18 protein-coding genes are annotated in these 17,776 nt (G+C 62.9%); 10 read left to right on the top strand and 8 right to left on the bottom strand.

Going from position 1 to position 17,776, the window contains the following annotated elements:
* Window positions 1–87: 87 nt before the first annotated feature.
* Complete coding sequence (locus tag QZY07_RS11820; RefSeq protein WP_295402704.1) at window positions 88–960, bottom strand: NAD(+)--dinitrogen-reductase ADP-D-ribosyltransferase; 873 nt, start codon at window positions 958–960, stop codon at window positions 88–90.
* Window positions 961–1,141: 181 nt separating this feature from the next.
* On the opposite strand from QZY07_RS11820, the gene nifH reads away from it, so the two are divergent.
* From nifH to ilvA, 10 genes are all read left to right on the top strand, one after another.
* The gene (nifH, locus tag QZY07_RS11825) at window positions 1,142–2,023 is read left to right on the top strand and encodes a nitrogenase iron protein (RefSeq protein ID WP_295402706.1); all 882 of its coding nucleotides are present in this window, start codon (window positions 1,142–1,144) and stop codon (window positions 2,021–2,023) included.
* 162 nt (window positions 2,024–2,185) lie between these two features.
* A complete protein-coding gene (nifD, locus tag QZY07_RS11830) occupies window positions 2,186–3,673 on the top strand; it encodes a nitrogenase molybdenum-iron protein alpha chain (protein WP_295402708.1) in 1,488 nt (495 codons plus the stop codon).
* Between the two features lie 206 nt (window positions 3,674–3,879).
* The gene (nifK, locus tag QZY07_RS11835) at window positions 3,880–5,451 is read left to right on the top strand and encodes a nitrogenase molybdenum-iron protein subunit beta (RefSeq protein WP_295402709.1); all 1,572 of its coding nucleotides are present in this window, start codon (window positions 3,880–3,882) and stop codon (window positions 5,449–5,451) included.
* A 50-nt stretch (window positions 5,452–5,501) separates the two neighbouring features.
* Window positions 5,502–5,720, top strand: a complete 219-nt coding sequence (gene nifT / locus QZY07_RS11840) for a putative nitrogen fixation protein NifT (RefSeq protein WP_295402711.1) — start codon at window positions 5,502–5,504, stop codon at window positions 5,718–5,720.
* 16 nt (window positions 5,721–5,736) lie between these two features.
* Window positions 5,737–5,937 carry a 4Fe-4S binding protein gene (locus QZY07_RS11845; RefSeq protein ID WP_295402713.1) on the top strand — a complete coding sequence of 67 codons (201 nt, stop codon included), beginning with the start codon at window positions 5,737–5,739 and terminating at the stop codon, window positions 5,935–5,937.
* A 125-nt stretch (window positions 5,938–6,062) separates the two neighbouring features.
* A complete protein-coding gene (locus QZY07_RS11850) occupies window positions 6,063–6,770 on the top strand; it encodes a dinitrogenase iron-molybdenum cofactor biosynthesis protein (RefSeq protein ID WP_295402715.1) in 708 nt (235 codons plus the stop codon).
* Entirely contained in the window at window positions 6,767–7,036 is a 270-nt protein-coding gene (locus QZY07_RS11855; protein WP_295402716.1) for a DUF6129 family protein, read from the top strand. Before QZY07_RS11850 ends, QZY07_RS11855 begins: the two co-directional genes overlap by 4 nt.
* 10 nt (window positions 7,037–7,046) lie before the next feature.
* Entirely contained in the window at window positions 7,047–7,847 is an 801-nt protein-coding gene (locus tag QZY07_RS11860) for a 4Fe4S-binding leucine-rich repeat protein (protein WP_295402717.1), read from the top strand.
* Between the two features lies 1 nt (window position 7,848).
* Window positions 7,849–8,808, top strand: a complete 960-nt coding sequence (locus tag QZY07_RS11865; RefSeq protein ID WP_295402719.1) for a hypothetical protein — start codon at window positions 7,849–7,851, stop codon at window positions 8,806–8,808.
* Window positions 8,809–8,953: 145 nt separating this feature from the next.
* A complete protein-coding gene (ilvA, locus tag QZY07_RS11870; protein ID WP_295402721.1) occupies window positions 8,954–10,528 on the top strand; it encodes a threonine ammonia-lyase, biosynthetic in 1,575 nt (524 codons plus the stop codon).
* Between the two features lie 283 nt (window positions 10,529–10,811).
* Here ilvA and mutM read toward each other — a convergent pair whose 3' ends face one another.
* The 7 genes from mutM to QZY07_RS11905 all read right to left on the bottom strand — a co-directional run.
* Window positions 10,812–11,639: a bifunctional DNA-formamidopyrimidine glycosylase/DNA-(apurinic or apyrimidinic site) lyase gene (gene mutM / locus QZY07_RS11875; RefSeq protein ID WP_295402724.1), complete on the bottom strand. Its 828-nt coding sequence runs from the start codon at window positions 11,637–11,639 to the stop codon at window positions 10,812–10,814.
* 219 nt (window positions 11,640–11,858) lie between these two features.
* Window positions 11,859–12,146, bottom strand: coding sequence for a DUF1640 domain-containing protein (locus QZY07_RS11880; RefSeq protein WP_295402727.1), 288 nt, complete (start codon window positions 12,144–12,146; stop codon window positions 11,859–11,861).
* Between the two features lie 142 nt (window positions 12,147–12,288).
* Entirely contained in the window at window positions 12,289–13,431 is a 1,143-nt protein-coding gene (locus QZY07_RS11885; protein ID WP_295402729.1) for a hypothetical protein, read from the bottom strand.
* On the bottom strand, window positions 13,428–14,813 hold the full coding sequence (locus tag QZY07_RS11890) for a GldG family protein (protein WP_295402731.1): 1,386 nt from the start codon (window positions 14,811–14,813) through the stop codon (window positions 13,428–13,430). The genes QZY07_RS11885 and QZY07_RS11890 overlap by 4 nt, the downstream gene beginning before the upstream one ends.
* Window positions 14,810–15,547: an ABC transporter permease gene (locus QZY07_RS11895; protein WP_295402732.1), complete on the bottom strand. Its 738-nt coding sequence runs from the start codon at window positions 15,545–15,547 to the stop codon at window positions 14,810–14,812. The genes QZY07_RS11890 and QZY07_RS11895 overlap by 4 nt, the downstream gene beginning before the upstream one ends.
* A complete protein-coding gene (locus tag QZY07_RS11900) occupies window positions 15,544–16,461 on the bottom strand; it encodes an ABC transporter ATP-binding protein (protein WP_295402735.1) in 918 nt (305 codons plus the stop codon). The genes QZY07_RS11895 and QZY07_RS11900 overlap by 4 nt, the downstream gene beginning before the upstream one ends.
* 485 nt (window positions 16,462–16,946) lie before the next feature.
* The coding region (locus QZY07_RS11905; RefSeq protein WP_295402738.1) for a THxN family PEP-CTERM protein at window positions 16,947–17,776 on the bottom strand (830 nt) is incomplete at its 5' end.

A 17,776-nucleotide genomic window follows, 5' to 3' on the forward strand; every position in this document is an offset into this window, starting at 1 on the left:
ACGTAGGGTCCGCTGCGCGGACCACCGGCCGATCCGTGCTGGCTGGAACGCTGATTCAGCCATATGGTTTTTCGTGGTCTGCACGGTTCAGACGGTACTGATCGAAACCTCGTACACCCCGCCAATCACCACGTATTCATCCTCGCCCTTGAGCATGCCCGGCAGCAGGCGGTTATAGAAGAAGACCTTCGGCAGCGGTACCTCGGTCTCCAGAATGTAATCGCCGAACTCATCCGCCCGCTCGCGTTGGCTGGTGAAGCTGTTGAGGTTGTTGAACAGTACGCGATGAAAGCCGCCGCTGCACGTCTCCTGGATTTCGTGCTCATCCATGCGGTTGATGCCGCGAAAGAGCCTGAGATGGGTGCGGTCCGGGAATTCGCGCGTCAGCTCGTACTGACAATAGGTATAGAGCAGGTCGAGTTGCGACTCCAGCGCGTTGGTCGCGTAGAGACCGCGAGTGCCTTCGGTCAGGTAACGCTGGTAGGCCTCGCCGTCGCGATCGAGCAGCGAACCCGCGTGATGGCGGGCAAGCAGTCCGAAACGGCTCTCGACCCAGCGCTTCAGCACCGCCCCCTCGCGACCGTCCGAATCGAACGACCAGCCCCGCACCAGCCGCGGGTAATTGGCGTTTGCCCGTGATTTGCGCCCACGCCCCGGCGTCAAACCCGCTTCGTCCAGCTCATCGAGCAGGAAATTCACCGTCATGTAGTCCTGGAAGCGTTGGGCGCGTTCCGGGTGACTCGGGAAGTCGGCCAGGGTGCGGAAGAGGTCGGCGTGGAAATCCCGGATGCTGTCGATCTCCAGCGGCACCGGATGTCGCTGGTAGGTCAGACTGCCGAGGATCACCGCCGGCAGGTTGCAGCGGTTGAAGGGTAGCCGGGCGCTGGGCGGAAGGGTCGGCGGTTTGCGAGTGTCGTTTGGTCGATTCAAGGATTGTCCGGTTTGTCTGTTGCGATCCATACAGCACATGCGGCTTTGTCGTGGATGCCACCATCTCGAATTTCTCTCGAAATTCGAGATTATTGTTTATTAAACAGAGTCTTAAATTGCACTTCCCGGTTTGGCACCGAGCTTGCTTAGAAGCTGTCGAGCATCGATTCGTTCAACGCTTGCGACAGCAGGCTCACAGGAGACTCTACCCATGGCAATACGTCAGTGCGCCATCTACGGCAAAGGCGGTATCGGCAAATCCACCACCACCCAGAACCTCGTCGCGGGTCTGGCCGAGCTTGGCAAGAAGGTCATGATCGTCGGTTGCGACCCCAAGGCCGATTCCACCCGTTTGATTCTGCATGCCAAGGCCCAGAACTCCATCATGGAGATGGCCGCCGAAGCCGGCTCGGTCGAAGACCTCGAACTCGAAGACGTGCTCAAGGTCGGCTACCGCGACATCAAGTGCGTCGAGTCCGGCGGTCCCGAGCCGGGCGTCGGCTGCGCCGGTCGCGGCGTCATCACGGCGATCAACTTCCTCGAAGAGGAAGGCGCCTACACCGACGATCTGGACTTCGTGTTCTATGACGTGCTCGGCGACGTGGTGTGCGGCGGGTTCGCCATGCCGATCCGCGAGAACAAGGCCCAGGAAATCTACATCGTCTGCTCCGGCGAGATGATGGCCATGTACGCGGCCAACAACATCGCCAAGGGCATCGTGAAGTACGCCAGCTCCGGCAGTGTGCGTCTCGCCGGTCTGATCTGCAACAGCCGTAACACCGCCCGCGAGGACGAACTGATCATGGAGCTGGCCCGTCAGTTGGGCACCCAGATGATCCATTTTGTGCCACGCGATAACGTGGTGCAACGCGCCGAGATCCGCCGCATGACGGTCATCGAGTACGACCCCAAGGCCAAGCAGGCCCAGGAATACCGCGATCTGGCCAGCAAGATCATCAACAACAAGATGTTCGTCATCCCGAAGCCGATCACGATGGAAGCCCTTGAGGATCTGCTGATGGAGTTTGGGCTCATGGACGGCGAGGACGAAAGCATTATCGGCAAGACGGCAGAGGAAGAAGTCGCGGCCTGAGCGGGAAGGTTTCAGTAGCGAAAAGGTTTCAGTTGTCAGGTGTCAGTTGTCGGAAGACGGCTGCACATTGCGCTGACAACTGCCAACTGAAAACTGACAACCGATAACGCAGTAACTGAAGCCGGGAGTCCGCGAATTGGCGGCACGGCAGGAGCATAGGCAATGACAGCAATGACCCGCGAAGAGACCCAGGCCCTCATCCAGGAGGTGCTTGAAGCGTATCCGGATAAGGCGAAGAAGGATCGCGCCAAGCATCTGGCCGTCAACGACCAATCGATCGAACAGTCCAAGAAGTGCATCACCTCCAACCGCAAATCGCTGCCCGGCGTCATGACCGTGCGCGGTTGCGCCTACGCCGGCTCCAAGGGCGTGGTCTGGGGTCCGATCAAGGACATGATCCATATCTCGCATGGCCCGGTCGGCTGCGGTCAGTATTCGCGCGCCGGTCGGCGGAACTATTACATCGGTCACACCGGCGTGAACACCTTCGGCACCATGAACTTCACCTCGGATTTCCAGGAGAAGGACATCGTGTTCGGCGGCGACAAGAAGCTCGCCAAGCTGATCGACGAGATCGAGGGGCTGTTCCCGCTCTCCAAGGGCATCACGATCCAGTCCGAGTGTCCGATCGGTCTGATCGGCGACGACATCGAGGCGGTCTCCAAGAAGAAAGGCAAGGAGCTGGAGAAGCCGATCGTGCCGGTGCGTTGCGAGGGTTTCCGCGGCGTCTCCCAATCGCTGGGTCATCACATCGCCAACGACGCCATCCGCGACTGGGTCATCGGCAACCGCGACGGCGACGAGTCCTTTCCGACCACGCCCTATGACGTGGCCATCATCGGCGACTACAACATCGGCGGCGACGCCTGGGCCTCGCGCATCCTGCTCGAAGAAATGGGCCTGCGCGTGGTGGCGCAGTGGTCCGGCGACGGCACCCTGGCCGAGATGGAACTGACCCCCAAGGTCAAGCTGAACCTCATCCACTGCTATCGCTCGATGAACTACATCAGCCGGCACATGGAAGAGAAGTACGGGATTCCGTGGATGGAGTACAACTTCTTCGGTCCGACCAAGATCGCCGAGTCGTTGCGCAAGATCGCCGCCTTCTTCGACGAGACCATCCAGGCCAACGCCGAGAAGGTCATCGCCAAGTACGAGGCCGAATACCAAGCCATCGTCGCCAAGTACCGTCCGCGTCTCGAAGGCAAGCGAGTGATGCTCTATGTCGGCGGCCTGCGTCCGCGTCACGTCATCGGCGCCTATGAAGACCTGGGGATGGAAGTGGTCGGCACCGGCTACGAGTTCGCGCACAACGACGATTATGACCGCACCATCAAGGACATGGGCAACGCGACCCTGCTCTATGACGACGTGACCGGCTACGAGTTCGAGGAATTCGTCAAGAAGATCAAGCCCGACCTGATCGGCTCCGGCATCAAGGAAAAGTACATCTTCCAGAAGATGGGCGTGCCCTTCCGTCAGATGCACTCGTGGGATTACTCCGGCCCCTATCACGGCTACGACGGCTTCGCCATCTTCGCCCGCGACATGGACATGACCATCAACAATCCCTGCTGGAAGAGCATGCAGGCGCCTTGGCTGAAGTCCGCCGAGGGCGGCGAGGCCGAGAAACTGGCCGCCAGCGCCTGACCTCCTACCCACCTCTCCCCTTGGGGGAGAGGGGCCGGGGGTGAGGGGGTAGACCTTGGCCGACAGCGCACCAGTGTTTTGCCGGCCTCACACCCTCACCCCGGCCCTCTCCCACTAGGAGAGGGAGGGTTTTGACGCCGCTCCCGGCGGCCACCGATCACGATTTGCCGTCGTCCGCCAATTCGCGGCGCGGCAGGAGCACACGCATGAGCCAGATAGCCGACAAAATCAAACCCTGTTACCCGCTGTTCGGCGACGCCGACTATGTCGAAAACCTCGGCAACAAGCGCAAGACCGTCGAGGAAGCCCCGTCGATCGACAAGATCGAAGAGGTCTTCCAGTGGACCACCACCCAGGAATATCAGGAGCTGAATTTCAAGCGCGAAGCCCTGACCATCAACCCGGCCAAGGCGTGTCAGCCGCTCGGCGCCGTGCTCTGCGCGCTCGGTTTCGAGAAGACCCTGCCCTATGTGCACGGCTCGCAAGGCTGCGTCGCCTACTTCCGCTCCTATTTCAACCGTCATTTCAAGGAGCCGATCGCCTGCGTGTCCGACTCCATGACCGAGGACGCGGCGGTGTTCGGCGGCCAGAAGAACATGTTCGATGGCCTGGAAAACGCCAGGGCGCTCTACCAGCCCGACATGATCGCGGTCAGCACCACCTGCATGGCCGAGGTCATCGGCGACGACCTCAACAGCTTTATCACCAACGCGAAGAAGGAAGGGCACATCCCGGAAGGGTTTCCGGTCCCCTTCGCCCATACCCCGAGCTTCGTCGGCAGCCACACCACCGGCTGGGACAACATGTTCGAGGGCATTCAGCGCCACCTCACGCTGAACTCTATGGACGATAAGGTCGTCGGCAAAAACGGCAAGATCAACCTGGTGCCGGGCTTCGAGACCTATCTCGGCAACTACCGCGTCCTGCACCGCATGATGAAAGAGATGGGCGTCGGCTACAGCCTGCTGTGCGACCCGACTGACGTTCTCGACACGCCCGCCGACGGTCAATTCCGCATGTATGACGGCGGCACCACGCTCGACGAGATGCGCGATGCGCCGAACGCCATCGATACCCTCTGCCTGCAACCCTGGCAGTTGCCCAAGACGCGCAAGTTCGCCGAGGTCACCTGGAAGCACGAGGTCAGCCACATCAACATCCCGATGGGGCTGGAGTGGACCGACGAGTTCCTGATGAAGGTCTCCGCGCTGAGCGGCAAGGAAATCCCCGAATCGCTGGCCAAGGAGCGCGGGCGTCTGGTCGACATGATGACCGACAGCCACACCTGGCTGCATGGCAAGAAGTTCGCGCTCTATGGCGACGCCGACTACGTGTTGGGCATGGTCAAGTTCCTGCTGGAACTGGGCGCCGAGCCGACGCACATCCTCTGCCACCAGGCCAACAAGCGCTGGAAGAAAGAGGTCGAGAAGGTGCTGGCCGCGTCCCCTTACGGCGCGAACGGCACAGTCTACGTCGGCAACGACCTCTGGCATCTGCGCTCGCTGTGTTTCACCGACAAGCCGGACTTCCTGATCGGCAACAGCTACGGCAAGTTCATCCAGCGCGACACCTTGCACAAGGGTAAGGAATTCGAGGTACCGTTGATCCGCATCGGCTTCCCGATCTTCGACCGTCATCATCTGCATCGGATGACGACCCTGGGCTACGAGGGCGCCATGTACATCCTCACCACCCTGGTCAACGCGGTGCTGGAGCGTCTCGACGAAGAGACGCGCGAGATGGGCGTGACCGACTATAACTACGACCTGGTGAGATAGTTTCAATCGGGTACGCGATGCGTACCCGATCAAGCCGATGCGAGATCCCTATGCCAAATGTGATGATTCGTAAAAACGACGCGGGAAACCTGCTCTTCTACGTCGCGAAAAAAGATATGGAAGAGACCATCGCCTCGGTGGAGCTGGATACCGCCGAGACCTGGGGCGGTGGCGTGGAACTGACCGATGGCTCGCGTTGGTATATCGATCCCATCAGTCCGCCGCCCGTGTTTCCAACCACGCTGCGCTTCAAGCGCGGCGACGAATGAACTTTGGAGAACCGCCATGTCGATGAAAATCGTCCGTGAAATCTGTACCGCCTGCGGCGACTGCGAGCCGGTCTGTCCGACCCAGTCCATCAGCCCCTGGAAGGGCGTCTACAAGATCGACGCCAACACCTGCAGCGAATGCGGGGGCGATGGCGAACCCGGCACGCCGCAATGCCTCGAAGTCTGCATGGAAGACGACTGCATCGTCCCGGCATAACCGCCCGGAGCACCCCGAGGACCGCCGGCTTCTAGCCGGCGCCAAGCTCGCTCAACGACGCACCGCCCAACCGAATGTCGGCGCTCCCAGGGCCAACCAAGCAACCGCAATCGAGGAACCTCGCCATGTCCACCGGCCATCTCTCCGACGACATCGCACTGCGAATCGCGCTGGCCGCCCGCACCCTGCCAGACACCGACCCGGCGCGCCTGATCCGAGTGCTCAAGGACGCCGTCGGTCTGCCGCCCACCGCCGAGAGCCTGGCCGGACTCAAGGTCAAGGATCTGAAACAGGCCGCCGACGGCGAATTCGCCGACGTCGATCAGTCGGTCCTCAAAGCCGCCCTCGCCATCCTCAAGGGCGACAGCGGGATCGCTCTCGACCCGCCCCCGGCGACCGAACCCTATACCGAGGGCGACATGCCCGACTCGATCCGGGTCGCCTGCGCCTCGGATACCGGCGAGGAACTCGATGGACATTTCGGCGCCGCCCAGCGTTTTCTGATCTACCAGGTTTCGGCCGTCGAGCATCGTCTGATCGACGTTCGCACCGTCGGCGAGACCCGCCTCAGCGACGATAAAAACGCCGACCGCGCCGCTTTGATCGCCGACTGTCAGGTGCTTTATGTCGCCTCCATCGGTGGACCGGCGGCGGCCAAGGTCGTCAAGAAAGACATCCATCCGATCAAGGACGACCGAGGCGGCAGCGCCCGCGACCGCATGCTCGCCCTGCAGCACATCCTGGCCGACAAGGCTCCGCCCTGGCTGGCCAAGGTCATGGGACATGCGCCGGAAGAGCGGATCCGCTTCGAGCGCGACGGTGCCGAGGCATGATGGAGCCAAACCGTCTCCAGCAGATTGCCGCGGTCGTCCAGCGCGCCGGTCTCAACGAGCAGACCCTCGCCGTCTTGCGCGAGACCTTTGACGACATGCATTTCACCAGTTGCCTGGACGATGACGTGGGCAACATTGAACCCGCGCATCGGGACACGAACTTCAATGTCTATCTGGTGGACGGGCGCGAACACTGCCTGAAACTCACCACCGATCTCCAGTCCGCGACCGGCGTTCTGCTCGCCCAGGTCGATGACGCGGACTGATTCCGCCCGGATGCGCGCGACCGTGGAATCGCCAGCGGACGACGGCCCGAGAACCCCGGTCAGCCACTGTCGCGGCTGCCCGCATCGCCGCGATCTCCTGACCGAGGGTCGTTGCAGCCCTGGCGATGTCTGCGTGCGCGCCATGAGCGGGCGTCAGATCGAACGCTTTTTTCGCGTCAATCCCGCGCTCGCCGACGATTACGCCGGCGACAGTTTCTGGGAGCGGCGCGCGATCGCCGCGCGTTATCTCTCGCAGAAAAAGCTCCTGCCCCTGATTCATGACCCGGACGAGGTGGTGCGAAGGGTTCTCGCCTATCGCCTGCCGATCGAGGCGCTGGACGTCCTGATCGACGATCCGGACCGCGAGGTTCGGATCACGCTTGCCGATCGCCTGCCGCCGGATCGGATCGAGCGACTGGCCGCCGACCCGGACTATCTGGTCCGTCAATACGTCGCCCGGCGGCTTGCGCCGGGGCGCCTGTTCCGCCTGATCCGCGACCCCGACCGTCAGGTCAGGGTCACGGTCGCCGCACGGCTGCCGCTCGAAAGTCTGGGACTGATGCGCGACGACCCCGAGCCGGAGGTTCGGCTCCAGGTTGCCGAACGAATTGGTTTCGCGGAGGCCGAGCGCATGCGCGCCGATCCCGATTGGCGGGTGCGGGCGCGGCTTGCCGAACGTCTGCCGCCAGCGTTGCTCGGCCCACTGCTCGAAGACCTCGATCCCGACGTGCGCGGGATCGCGCGGAACCGGGTCGATCGGGATCCATTCGATCAAGAACCATCGCCACGAACAAAACCAACGGAACGATAGCGTGAATACAGCGAACGACCTGAATTCCGGATTGACAGCCAATCTCCAGCTACAAGTCGCGGAGGTCTGCCAATCGGTCGACGTGTCCGACGGCATCGGACCACTGGTCAACGCCGTCCAGGCGCTGTTGCCCGACCTGTCCGTGAGCCATGCGATGACGCGCGGCGGCTGGCATCGACTCGGCGGCGTGGTGGATCTGGACGGCCAGCGGATCGCCCATCACATCACCGACTGGGCCGAGGCCGAATCCGGCGGCGATATCGACGAACTGATGTTCAAGCTCTCGGAGTTGCGCTATTTCGCCACCCGACTCAACGGCCAGACGCATTATCTGGTCGCCCAGACCGGCCCCTTGGCCAGCGATTTCATCCAGATCGAGATCGAACAGCTTCAGGAAGTCCTGGACCGCTGCATCACCGATCCCGACTGGTTCCCCGACAGCATCGCCGACTTCGTCGACCCGATCGACTTTCCGCGCCTGGAACCCGAACCGGTCGGCGCCCCGCGTCTGGCGTTCCGGCGTCTGGTCAAGGTCGCCGACCTGATCGAGTCCAAGGATGCCGGGCCACGGCTGCGCCGCTTTCTCGACGATTGGGATCGCAGCTCGGCGGTCGAGTCGGAAGGTTTCTGCCATCATTGGGTGCTCGCGCTGCGCGAATATCAGGATCGCGATGGCGACCGACACCTGAGCGCCAAGCCGGTGCCCGTGCTGGCCTCCCAGGTTCCGGACCTGCCCGATGCGGAGGTGGCGCGGGGCGCGGGTCTGGCGAACCAGATCCACGGCTTCGACCGCGAGGTCGGCTACCCCTTCGCCTGGTACTTTCACATGCTGACCAACCGCAAGGTCTCCCACCAGCTGGCCGAGGCCGTCCACGCCGACCTGATGGGCGCCTATGCCTACCTGCCAGCCCGCGACCTGCGGGTGTTGCGCGACTGGTATCAGGATCCCTATGGGATTTAATCGGTCGCGGCATGCGCCGCCAATCCACCGATCCATCCCTGCGCCAAAGGTTCCAGGAGTGCGAACGAACCTGACCCTTTGCGCACTGCAAGCAGATCGAATGCGGTAACATTCGGCGACTTCAAGCTGTTCCAGAGCCCCTTGCATGCCCGATTCCTATATCGAGCGGATCCTGAAGGCGCGCGTCTACGATGTCGCCCTGGAAACCCCGCTGACCCGCGCGCCCCAACTCTCCAGCCGGCTCGGTAACGAGGTCTTCCTGAAACGCGAGGACCTGCAACCGGTGTTCTCGTTCAAGCTGCGCGGGGCCTACAACAAGCTGGTGAATCTGGATGCCGAATCGCGGGCGAAAGGCGTCATCGCCGCCAGCGCCGGCAACCACGCCCAGGGCGTCGCACTGGGCGCCCGGCGGCTCGGCATCGCGGCGCTGATCGTGATGCCGCGTACCACGCCGGCGATCAAGGTCCGCTCGGTGCGCGCGCACGGCGGCAAGGTGGTGCTGCACGGCGATTCCTACGACGACGCCTATGCCCACGCGATGGAACTGGTCGCGGAAAAGGGGCTCACCTTCATTCATCCCTTCGACGACCCGGACGTGATCGCCGGTCAGGGCACCATCGGCCTGGAGATTCTGCGTCAGCATCCCGATCCGCCCCATGCCATCTTTGTCCCGGTCGGCGGCGGCGGGCTGATCGCGGGCATCGCCGCCTACGTCAAGTGGCTGTATCCGCAGATCAGGATCATCGGCGTCGAACCCGAGGAGGCGCCGACCCTGCACGCCGCGCTGGCCGCCGGTCATCCGGTCATGCTGCCGCGGGTGGGCCTGTTCGCCGATGGCGTGGCGGTGCGCATCATCGGCGAGGAGAGTTTCCGGGTGGCGCGCGCGCGGGTCGACGAGGTCGTGCTGGTCAGCACCGACGAGATCTGCGCCGCGATCAAGGATATCTTCGACGACACCCGCGGCATCGCCGAGCCCGCCGGGGCGCTGGCCGTCGCCGGGATGAAACGCTGGGTGGAGACCACCGGCATCCGCGACGCCCATCTGGTCGCGATCGAAAGCGGCGCCAACATCAATTTCGACCGTCTGCGCCATGTCGCCGAGCGCGCCGAGCTGGGCGAGCACCGCGAGGCGCTGCTGGCGGTCGAGATCCCCGAGCGTCCCGGCAGCTTCCTGACCTTCTGCCGAACGGTCGGCAAGCGCCAGATCACCGAGTTCAACTATCGCTATGCGGATACTCGACGCGCCCAGGTGTTCGTCGGCGTCGAGTTGAGTCGTGGCGACGAGGAGCGCGCCGAGCTGATCGCCCGGCTCGCCGAGAAGGATTTCAAGGTGATCGACATGACCGATAACGAGACGGCCAAGCAGCACATCCGTTTCATGGTCGGCGGCCACGCCCCCGGCATCGCGCACGAGACTCTGGTTCGATTTGAGTTCCCGGAGCGTCCCGGCGCACTGTTCGATTTCCTGAGCGCGCTCGGCAAACGCTGGAACATCAGTCTGTTCCACTATCGCAATCACGGCGCCGCCTATGGGCGCGTGCTCATGGGCGCGCAGATTCCGCCCGACGACCAGGACGATTTCCACCGATCGCTCGACGTGCTGGGTTACAGTTATTGGGACGAGACCGACAATCCGGCCTATCGGATCTTTGCCGGCGACAGCTCGCCGCACTCGTCTGATTCGCTCGCCAGCGCGCCGCTCGTTCGGGACGCGGTTTGAGGCGGTTTCCGGGAAAGTGTCTACCAGAATCGACGCTTCAAATGGACAGGATTCACGGCCTCTCCGTGAGTAGATTGTTTTTAGGAAATCACCTAAACCGCGTCCAGCGCGATATGCGTAATTTTCAGTTTGTGTTTGGCTCTGGGGATTTCACCAGCCTCACAAGAGACGCGGTTTAAAATTTTATATTTTTTAATATCTTAAACCGCGTCCGCTCCGACTATCCTAGATGCGGCCAAGGTTAATCCAATCCAAAAACATCGCATATTGCACTGGACGCGGTTTAATGCTGACAGCGCGGACAGAAAAAACTCGACCGCTGTCCGATCCGCGTGAGTCGCAAGGGCTCGCCGCAGATTCCGCAGGGCTCGCCCGCGCGTCCGTAAACCCGCAGCGATTGGGCGAAATAACCAGGTTGTCCATCCTCGTTGACGAAGTCCCGCAGCGTGGTGCCGCCCTGTTCGATGGACGCCCGCAGGACCGCGCGAATCGTCGCGGCCAGCCGCCGATAGCGTTCCAGACCGACACGGTGACAGTGGCGCGCGGGATGGATTCCGGCCATGAAAAGCGATTCGTTGGCGTAGATGTTACCGACCCCGACCACCACCGCCGCATCCATGATGAAGCTCTTGATCGCGACCCGCCGCGTTCGGCTCAGTGCATAAAGGTAATTGCCGTCGAAGGCGTCGCCCAGCGGTTCCGGTCCCAGATCGCACAGTAGCGGATGCTGGATTTGCGCAATCTCGGGCGACTCGGGCGTCCAGAGAAAGAGGCCGAAGCGGCGCGGGTCATGAAAGCGCAGACACTTCCCGTCGTCGAGCGCAAGATCCACATGATCATGCCGTTTCGGGGGACTGCCGGACGCGACCACTCGCAGGCTGCCCGACATGCCCAGATGGACGATCAGCGCGCCACGCTCCAGCCCGATCAGCAGATATTTACTGCGTCTCGCAAGCGCGCCGATGGTCTGTCCGGCGACCAGTTCCGGAGTCTCGGGCGGGATCGGCAGGCGCAGACGCGGCTCGCGCACCAGCAGGCGCTCGATCCGGCGGCCCTCCAGGTACGGACGGATGCCGCGCAGCGTGGTTTCGACTTCGGGAAGCTCTGGCATGGATATTCGACTGCGTCTGGCATGATCCTCGTGTTTCGCGGCTCAAGCCCCGAGACCGATGCCTCCTCGCTGTCGTTGTCGTAATCGAATATTCGCCATGTCGAGACCGCGACAACGACAACGATCCGAGACGATCTCGGGACTTTCGCACGGTTGCACTAGAAACAACCGTGCTCACGCCAAGGCAACAAACTCACCGCATCCTTGCTTTCTACCTTGCTACGGGCCAAAGGGAAAAAACGTCTTTAACACTAAAGCCACGATTCCGCCCAATACCAAGCCAACCATCCATTTCATAAACAGCAATTCACGTTCCACTCGATCAATGTCTGCTTTCAGCTCGCGTTCCAAACGATGAATGTCAGATTTCGTGACAAGCTGAGAATCCATCGCTTCAGAAAATGCGGACACCAGCGCTTCGGCTTCTGCTTTCGCATGTTCTTCGGCGATGCCCGCTGATTTGAGTTTTTCGACAAGCTTCAGCGTATCGAACGTAATCGTCGCCATCTCGTCGCCCACCATTGACGTGCAATGGAATCAATACAGCATTCCCCGCGCCACAAAAAACGCCCCCGGTATCCCGAGGGCGTTCGAATGGTCAAGCGTTGAGCATTGAGCGTTGAGCGTTGAAGTTCGCCGTCAATCCGCCTTACTCATCAGCGTCCTCGGGATCGGGCGCGAACGGATCCTCTCCGAAACCGATGGGCGTGGCCTTGTCCGGTTCGCCGCGGAGTTTGCTTCTCCGCCGAACGTCGACCGGCGGCGCCTGACCGTCGGGCGTCAGACGGACCTCCGGAGGTCGGCCCAGTTCGACATCGCCGGGCAGGATGGCATCGGGGTCCGGCTCGGCGACACTCGATTCTTCCTGATCCGACGGCGGCGCGAACGGATCATTGCTTGCGTCCTGCGCCTGCTCGGAGACGGGGTCCGACTCCAGAACCCGATCCGACGGCGCCGCCTCGGGCGCGGGCGGCGTGGGATCGATGGCGCCAGGATCCTCGGTCAGCACGGGCGCCGTGGTGAGCACATAGAGCAGCGAGTAGGGTGCCGCGACGCCGTCTTGCGATCCCTGTCGCGGCGCGCTGACCGGCAGGTTCCGACTCCAGCGCCGACGATCCTCGGAGACCAGAAACCGCAGCGCGGTGCCATCCTCGGCCTTGAGTTCGACCGGCGAACCAGCCGGCTCGCCGGTCAGCGGCTCGATCCGCTCCGCGACCAGTGCCTCCAGTCCGTCCAGCGCGTCGGCCGCCAGCGGAACTCCGGCGAGCCGCCCGAAGACCGGCACGAAGCCGCGCGGCAGCAGGCGGCGCGAGACATAGTCGAGCGGCGGCGCGATCAGCAGAGGATAAAAGCGATCGTCGATCAAATGAATCAGGCCCTCGCTCGCCACATAGCGGTACTGACCCACCGGGTCGATGCCGCCGAAGGCCAGTTCAAGCGTATTGAGTCGCAGCCGAATGCGGGGCGACGCCAGACCGACCTGGTCGAGCGCCACCGTGGCTTGCGGGATGCTGCGATGCACCGGGGTCTCCAGAATCGCCAGCAGTCTGTCGATCCGCTCCGGATCCGCGTCCACCTCCAGGGGCGCTTCCAGGCGCCAACCCTGAAGCGACTGGCCAAGCTGGAGGGTCGGTTCGCCCTCGCGGGCGATCTCGATCAGCAACAGATCGGACGCGACCAGATCCGACAGGGTCGGCGGCGTGCGCGCCCGGTCGATGTCGCGCTGGATCAGCGAGGCCAGCACCAGCACCAGCGCCAGCAACAGGCCGTTGATCAGCCAGCGCCCTTTCATCGTCCCCTCCAACGCTGCCAGCGCACCGCCAGGCCGATGCTCAGAAAGAGTCCCGGTAACAAGAACAAGGCCCCGAGACCCAGCAGCATCCGCCGGTTGTCGTCCAGGATCAGGGGCGCGGCGGCGCTCGGGGGCGGGGGCAGTTCCAGCAGCGCCTCGCCGCGGCTCAGCCAGCGCAACATCCGGATCCCGAGCGCCCGGTTGCCATGGCTGCCGAGCTGGGCGTTGCCGATGAAATCGCCATCGCCGACCACCAGCACCCGCTGCTCGCGGTCGGCGCCCGCCTCCGGCTCGGGAAGCGTTCGCGTCAGGGCCAGCACCACCGGCAAGGGTCCGGGCCGTTCGCCGACCACCTCGTCACGGTCGATCTTGCCTTCGACCCGGCCGGTTTCGTTCCAGCTTTGGGCGCCGGTCGCGAGGTAGGAGGCCAGCGTCCAGCCGGGCGCGACCTGGGTCTCGAAAGCGAGGCTCCCCGGCAGCAGCGCCGGTTCGCTGAGTCCGCCCGCCAGTGCGTCGTCCGGGTAGTCGGCGATCACGGCGACGGTCGGCGTATCCACGCCCAGACCGGCTGCGGCGGCATCCACCACGACGCCCGGCAGGATGGACAGGCTCAGTTGCTCGGCCAAGGGCTCCAGCCCGTTCAGCGGCCCCGGATCCAGCAGCCAGAGCAGGTTTCCGCCACGATCCAGATAGCGGTTCAAACCCTCGGATTCGCCCGGAAAGAGCGGAATGGTCGGCGTCGAGAGCACCACCAGACGAGTGTTGTCCGGCACGTCCTTGAGGAGCGCCAGATCCAGGGGACGCGCCAGATAGCCCTGTTCCCGCAGTTCCTGCCCGAAACGGCCCAGATCCGCGCCGCTCTCGCCGAGAATGGCGCGTTCGCCGTGACCTTCGATAACCGCCACCCAGGGCGCGCGGGTCTCGAAGAGACGGGAAATGGTGGCGGAGATGGCGCGTTCGTTCAGTTCGTTCAGGGTCTCGCGCCGGCCGCGATATTCCAGCAGGATCTGACCGACCAGCGACACGTCCGCGTCGCGTGCCTGTTCGGGAAAGCGTTGCGGGTCCAGGTAGTCGATCCGCAGATCGGGCAGGGCTCGCGAATACGGGGCCAGAAGCCTTTCGATGGCCTTGCCGAGCGGCGTCTCCGCGGCGGCGAAGACCGTGGCGCGAAGCGGAGCCTCCAGGCGATCGAGGATCGCCAGACTCTCGCGGGTCAGGGTGTTGCTGGCGCCGGCGGTCCAGTCCCAGTAACGATCGTGCCGCGCCACCAGCCAGCCGGCGGAGATCGCCAGGGCCAGGAGCAGCACCACGAACAGCCCGTCGGCCAACTGGCGTTCCAGTCGGCGCAAGCGATTCCGGAGCGTGTCGCTCAGCGGCTTCATTGCAGACGCCGATTGGCGAGCCGGCGCTGGGTCAGGGCCAGAAAGACGCCGGTAAAAAAGAGGAAATAGGCCAGATCGCTCAGGCGCACGGCCCCCAGCAAAAACCAGAACAGATGCTCGTTCCAGGACAGCCAGCCGAACAGCGAGAGGGTCCGGTCCGTGAGCGATTCGGCGCGTCCGACGATGGAGAACAACAACAGAATCCCGAAGGCCACGAAGACCGACGCGCCCGGCTGATTGGTCAGACTGGAGGCATAGAGCCCGATGGCGCAGAACAGCAGGGTCGCGAGCCAGAGCCCCAGCGTCGCCGCGGCCACCTGTCCGACATCCAGCTCGGCCGCGCCGGCCAGCATCAGCAGATTAACGGCCGGCAGCAGACAGAGCGGCGTCATCAGCAGCGCCAGACCGAGAAACTTGCCGATGACGACCTCCGCGAGACGCACCGGCGCCGCCTCGATCAGTTCATAACTGCCGTCGCGAAACTCGCCGCTCAACATCCGCATCGCCATCAGCGGAGCGGCGAGCATGGCGATGACGGCGGCGAAGCCGAACAGATTCAGCGCCAGTTCCTGGGTCAGGCTCGCCACCCGCTCGTCCGCGCCCAGACCGCTGAAGCTCTCGATCACCCCCAGAAAGATCCAGGCGAGCACCACCTGTCCCGCCCCCAGCAGGATCCAGGGCAAGGGCGTCACCAGCCCGCCACGCCACTCCCGCCCGACAATGGCGCCGATCATGCGTCGTCCTCCACCCCGATCAGATCGAAAAAGGCCCGTTCCAGATCGCTATGCTCCGGCACCAGTTCGCGCAGTTCGAGCCCCGCCTGGACGACCTGACGTGCCAGCTCGGCCGAATCCGCGCCATCGGCCAGCAGCACCCGATAGCGATCCTCGCCCATGTCCACCGCCCCGACGAGACAGCTCAGATCGGTGAGCTTGACGAGCGTGGAGCGCGGCCCCAGGCGTACCCGCCAGCCGTAGATCGGCTGCTCCTTCACCAGATAATCGTTGAAGCGGATCCGGCCCTGGTCGAGGATCACCGCCCGGTCGCAGACGGCCTGGATCTCGGGCAGCAGATGGCTGGACAGGATCACGCCGCAGTCGCGCGCCAGTTCGCGGATCAGACGGCGCAGCTCGCGCATCTGGAAGGGATCGAGTCCTTCGGTCGGTTCGTCCAGGATCAGCAGTCGGGGTTGGTGCAGGATGGCCTGGGCGATGCCGAGCCGCTGCCGATAGCCTTTCGAGAGCTTGGCGATCAGCCGCCGTCCGCTGTCTTCCAGACCGCAGCGCTGTTTGACCTCCTCGATGGACCCGGCGATCCGGCGGCGCGGAATGCGATGCAGCCGGGCGCAGAAGGTCAGATATTCGTCGACCCGCAGCTCCGGATAGAGCGGCGGGCGTTCGGGCAGAAAACCGAGGTGGCGCTTCGCCTCCAGCGGGCGGCGCGCCAGATCGATCCCCTGGATTTCGATCCGCCCGCTCGTCGGCGCGAGCATTCCGCCGAGCAGCCGCAGACAGGTGGTTTTCCCCGCCCCGTTGGGTCCGAGCAGACCCAGCACCTCGCCGCGTTCCAGACACAGATTGACCTCGGCCAAGACCGGATGGCCGCCGAAGGAACGACTGAGATCGGTGACGCGAAGGAGTGTCTCCATAGGGGAGAGAAGATAACCCGTCGGAGCCGAGATGCCAAACGCGGGGGAAGCGGGTTTGGTGGGGACTTGCGCTGTGCGCTGTGCGTGGCGGGAAGCTTCTTGAGGGGCGTGACACCGCCGAGCCGTGTCACCAGAACTTGACGATGGAGTGAGCTTAGATTCTGCGATGATAAGGGTTGCATCCACCACGAAAGGAGGCGCTTCCTTCCTCGCCGAATCTGTTCGCCATATCAAGATGGCTGATTCAGAAGTAGTTTATGCGTCAGCCATCGACCGCAGACGACGACGTCGACCGGCCCAACCAACCAGGGACAAACCGCCGAGGAATAGAGGCGCGGCTACAGGAATCGGGACAACAGTAGGCTCGCACTCAATCGCTAATTTGGCGGATAGGAGTTTGAAATTATCAGGCGGCGGGGCGGCGTCCGTGCCTTCCTATGCGGGGATGTTGGGGTTCACTTTCGTTCACCCCACCTACGCGGGCTTTACGCAGCGACTTTACGACGGTAGCCGACCCCCATAAATCCCATCAGGGCCGAGCCAAACAGCCAGACCGCTGCCGGAACCGGAACGACGCTCGACTTCTCGACGATTTTTCCAGTCAGGAATGCCGAGTTGGATTGGCTTTCCTTTGTCCAAAATTCACTCGCGAGCGAGCCGCCGACTTGAAAGCCCGAGAGATTGATGACGTATTCCTTATCGCCGATCATGAAGCTGTCGGTTTGTGCAAGGTTAAGGGCGAAGGTCACTCGGTCGGCACAGCCATTCTGGTTGACGCCTGAATTATTACTACCGCCGTTTGCGCAGGGGCTATCGCTATTGGGGGTCTCCCAATGAGAAAAATCGAACACAGACGTGATGATTTCAGTGGTGGTTTCGAAGTCCAGCGTTGTGTTGACTTCTAGTTTGGCCGTCTTGAGGGTGAGGGAGTTACTCGTAATAGGCTGGTTGTTGTGTATAAAGGTTCCAAGGTTAAAGGCCACCTCGGGTGTAACTGTGAACGGCGGTGGGGCTGTGCCGGTAAAGCTGTAGCTACTTTGGCTACCTCCCCACACAGGAGTTCCCCACTGGATCGTGGATGTGTTGATCCCGTTCACAATGGGGTCCGAGTTAATCCATTTCCCTAAGACCGAGTTTACGCTTACGGCGCCTGCTTGGGGGGCAAACGCGAAAGCTGTCCCGATCGCAAGGTAACTTCTCAATAAGTCACGGCAGCCTTGGCTGAAGATATCCGTTAGAATACCCCATCGCTTCCCCAATCGTTTCCCGTGCATCGTCCTACCGTCATGCCCAGCTCGATCAAACTTCCTGACAT

Origin of the sequence: uncultured Thiocystis sp. (genome assembly GCF_903866365.1) — a bacterium.
Lineage (GTDB): Bacteria > Pseudomonadota > Gammaproteobacteria > Chromatiales > Chromatiaceae > Chromatium.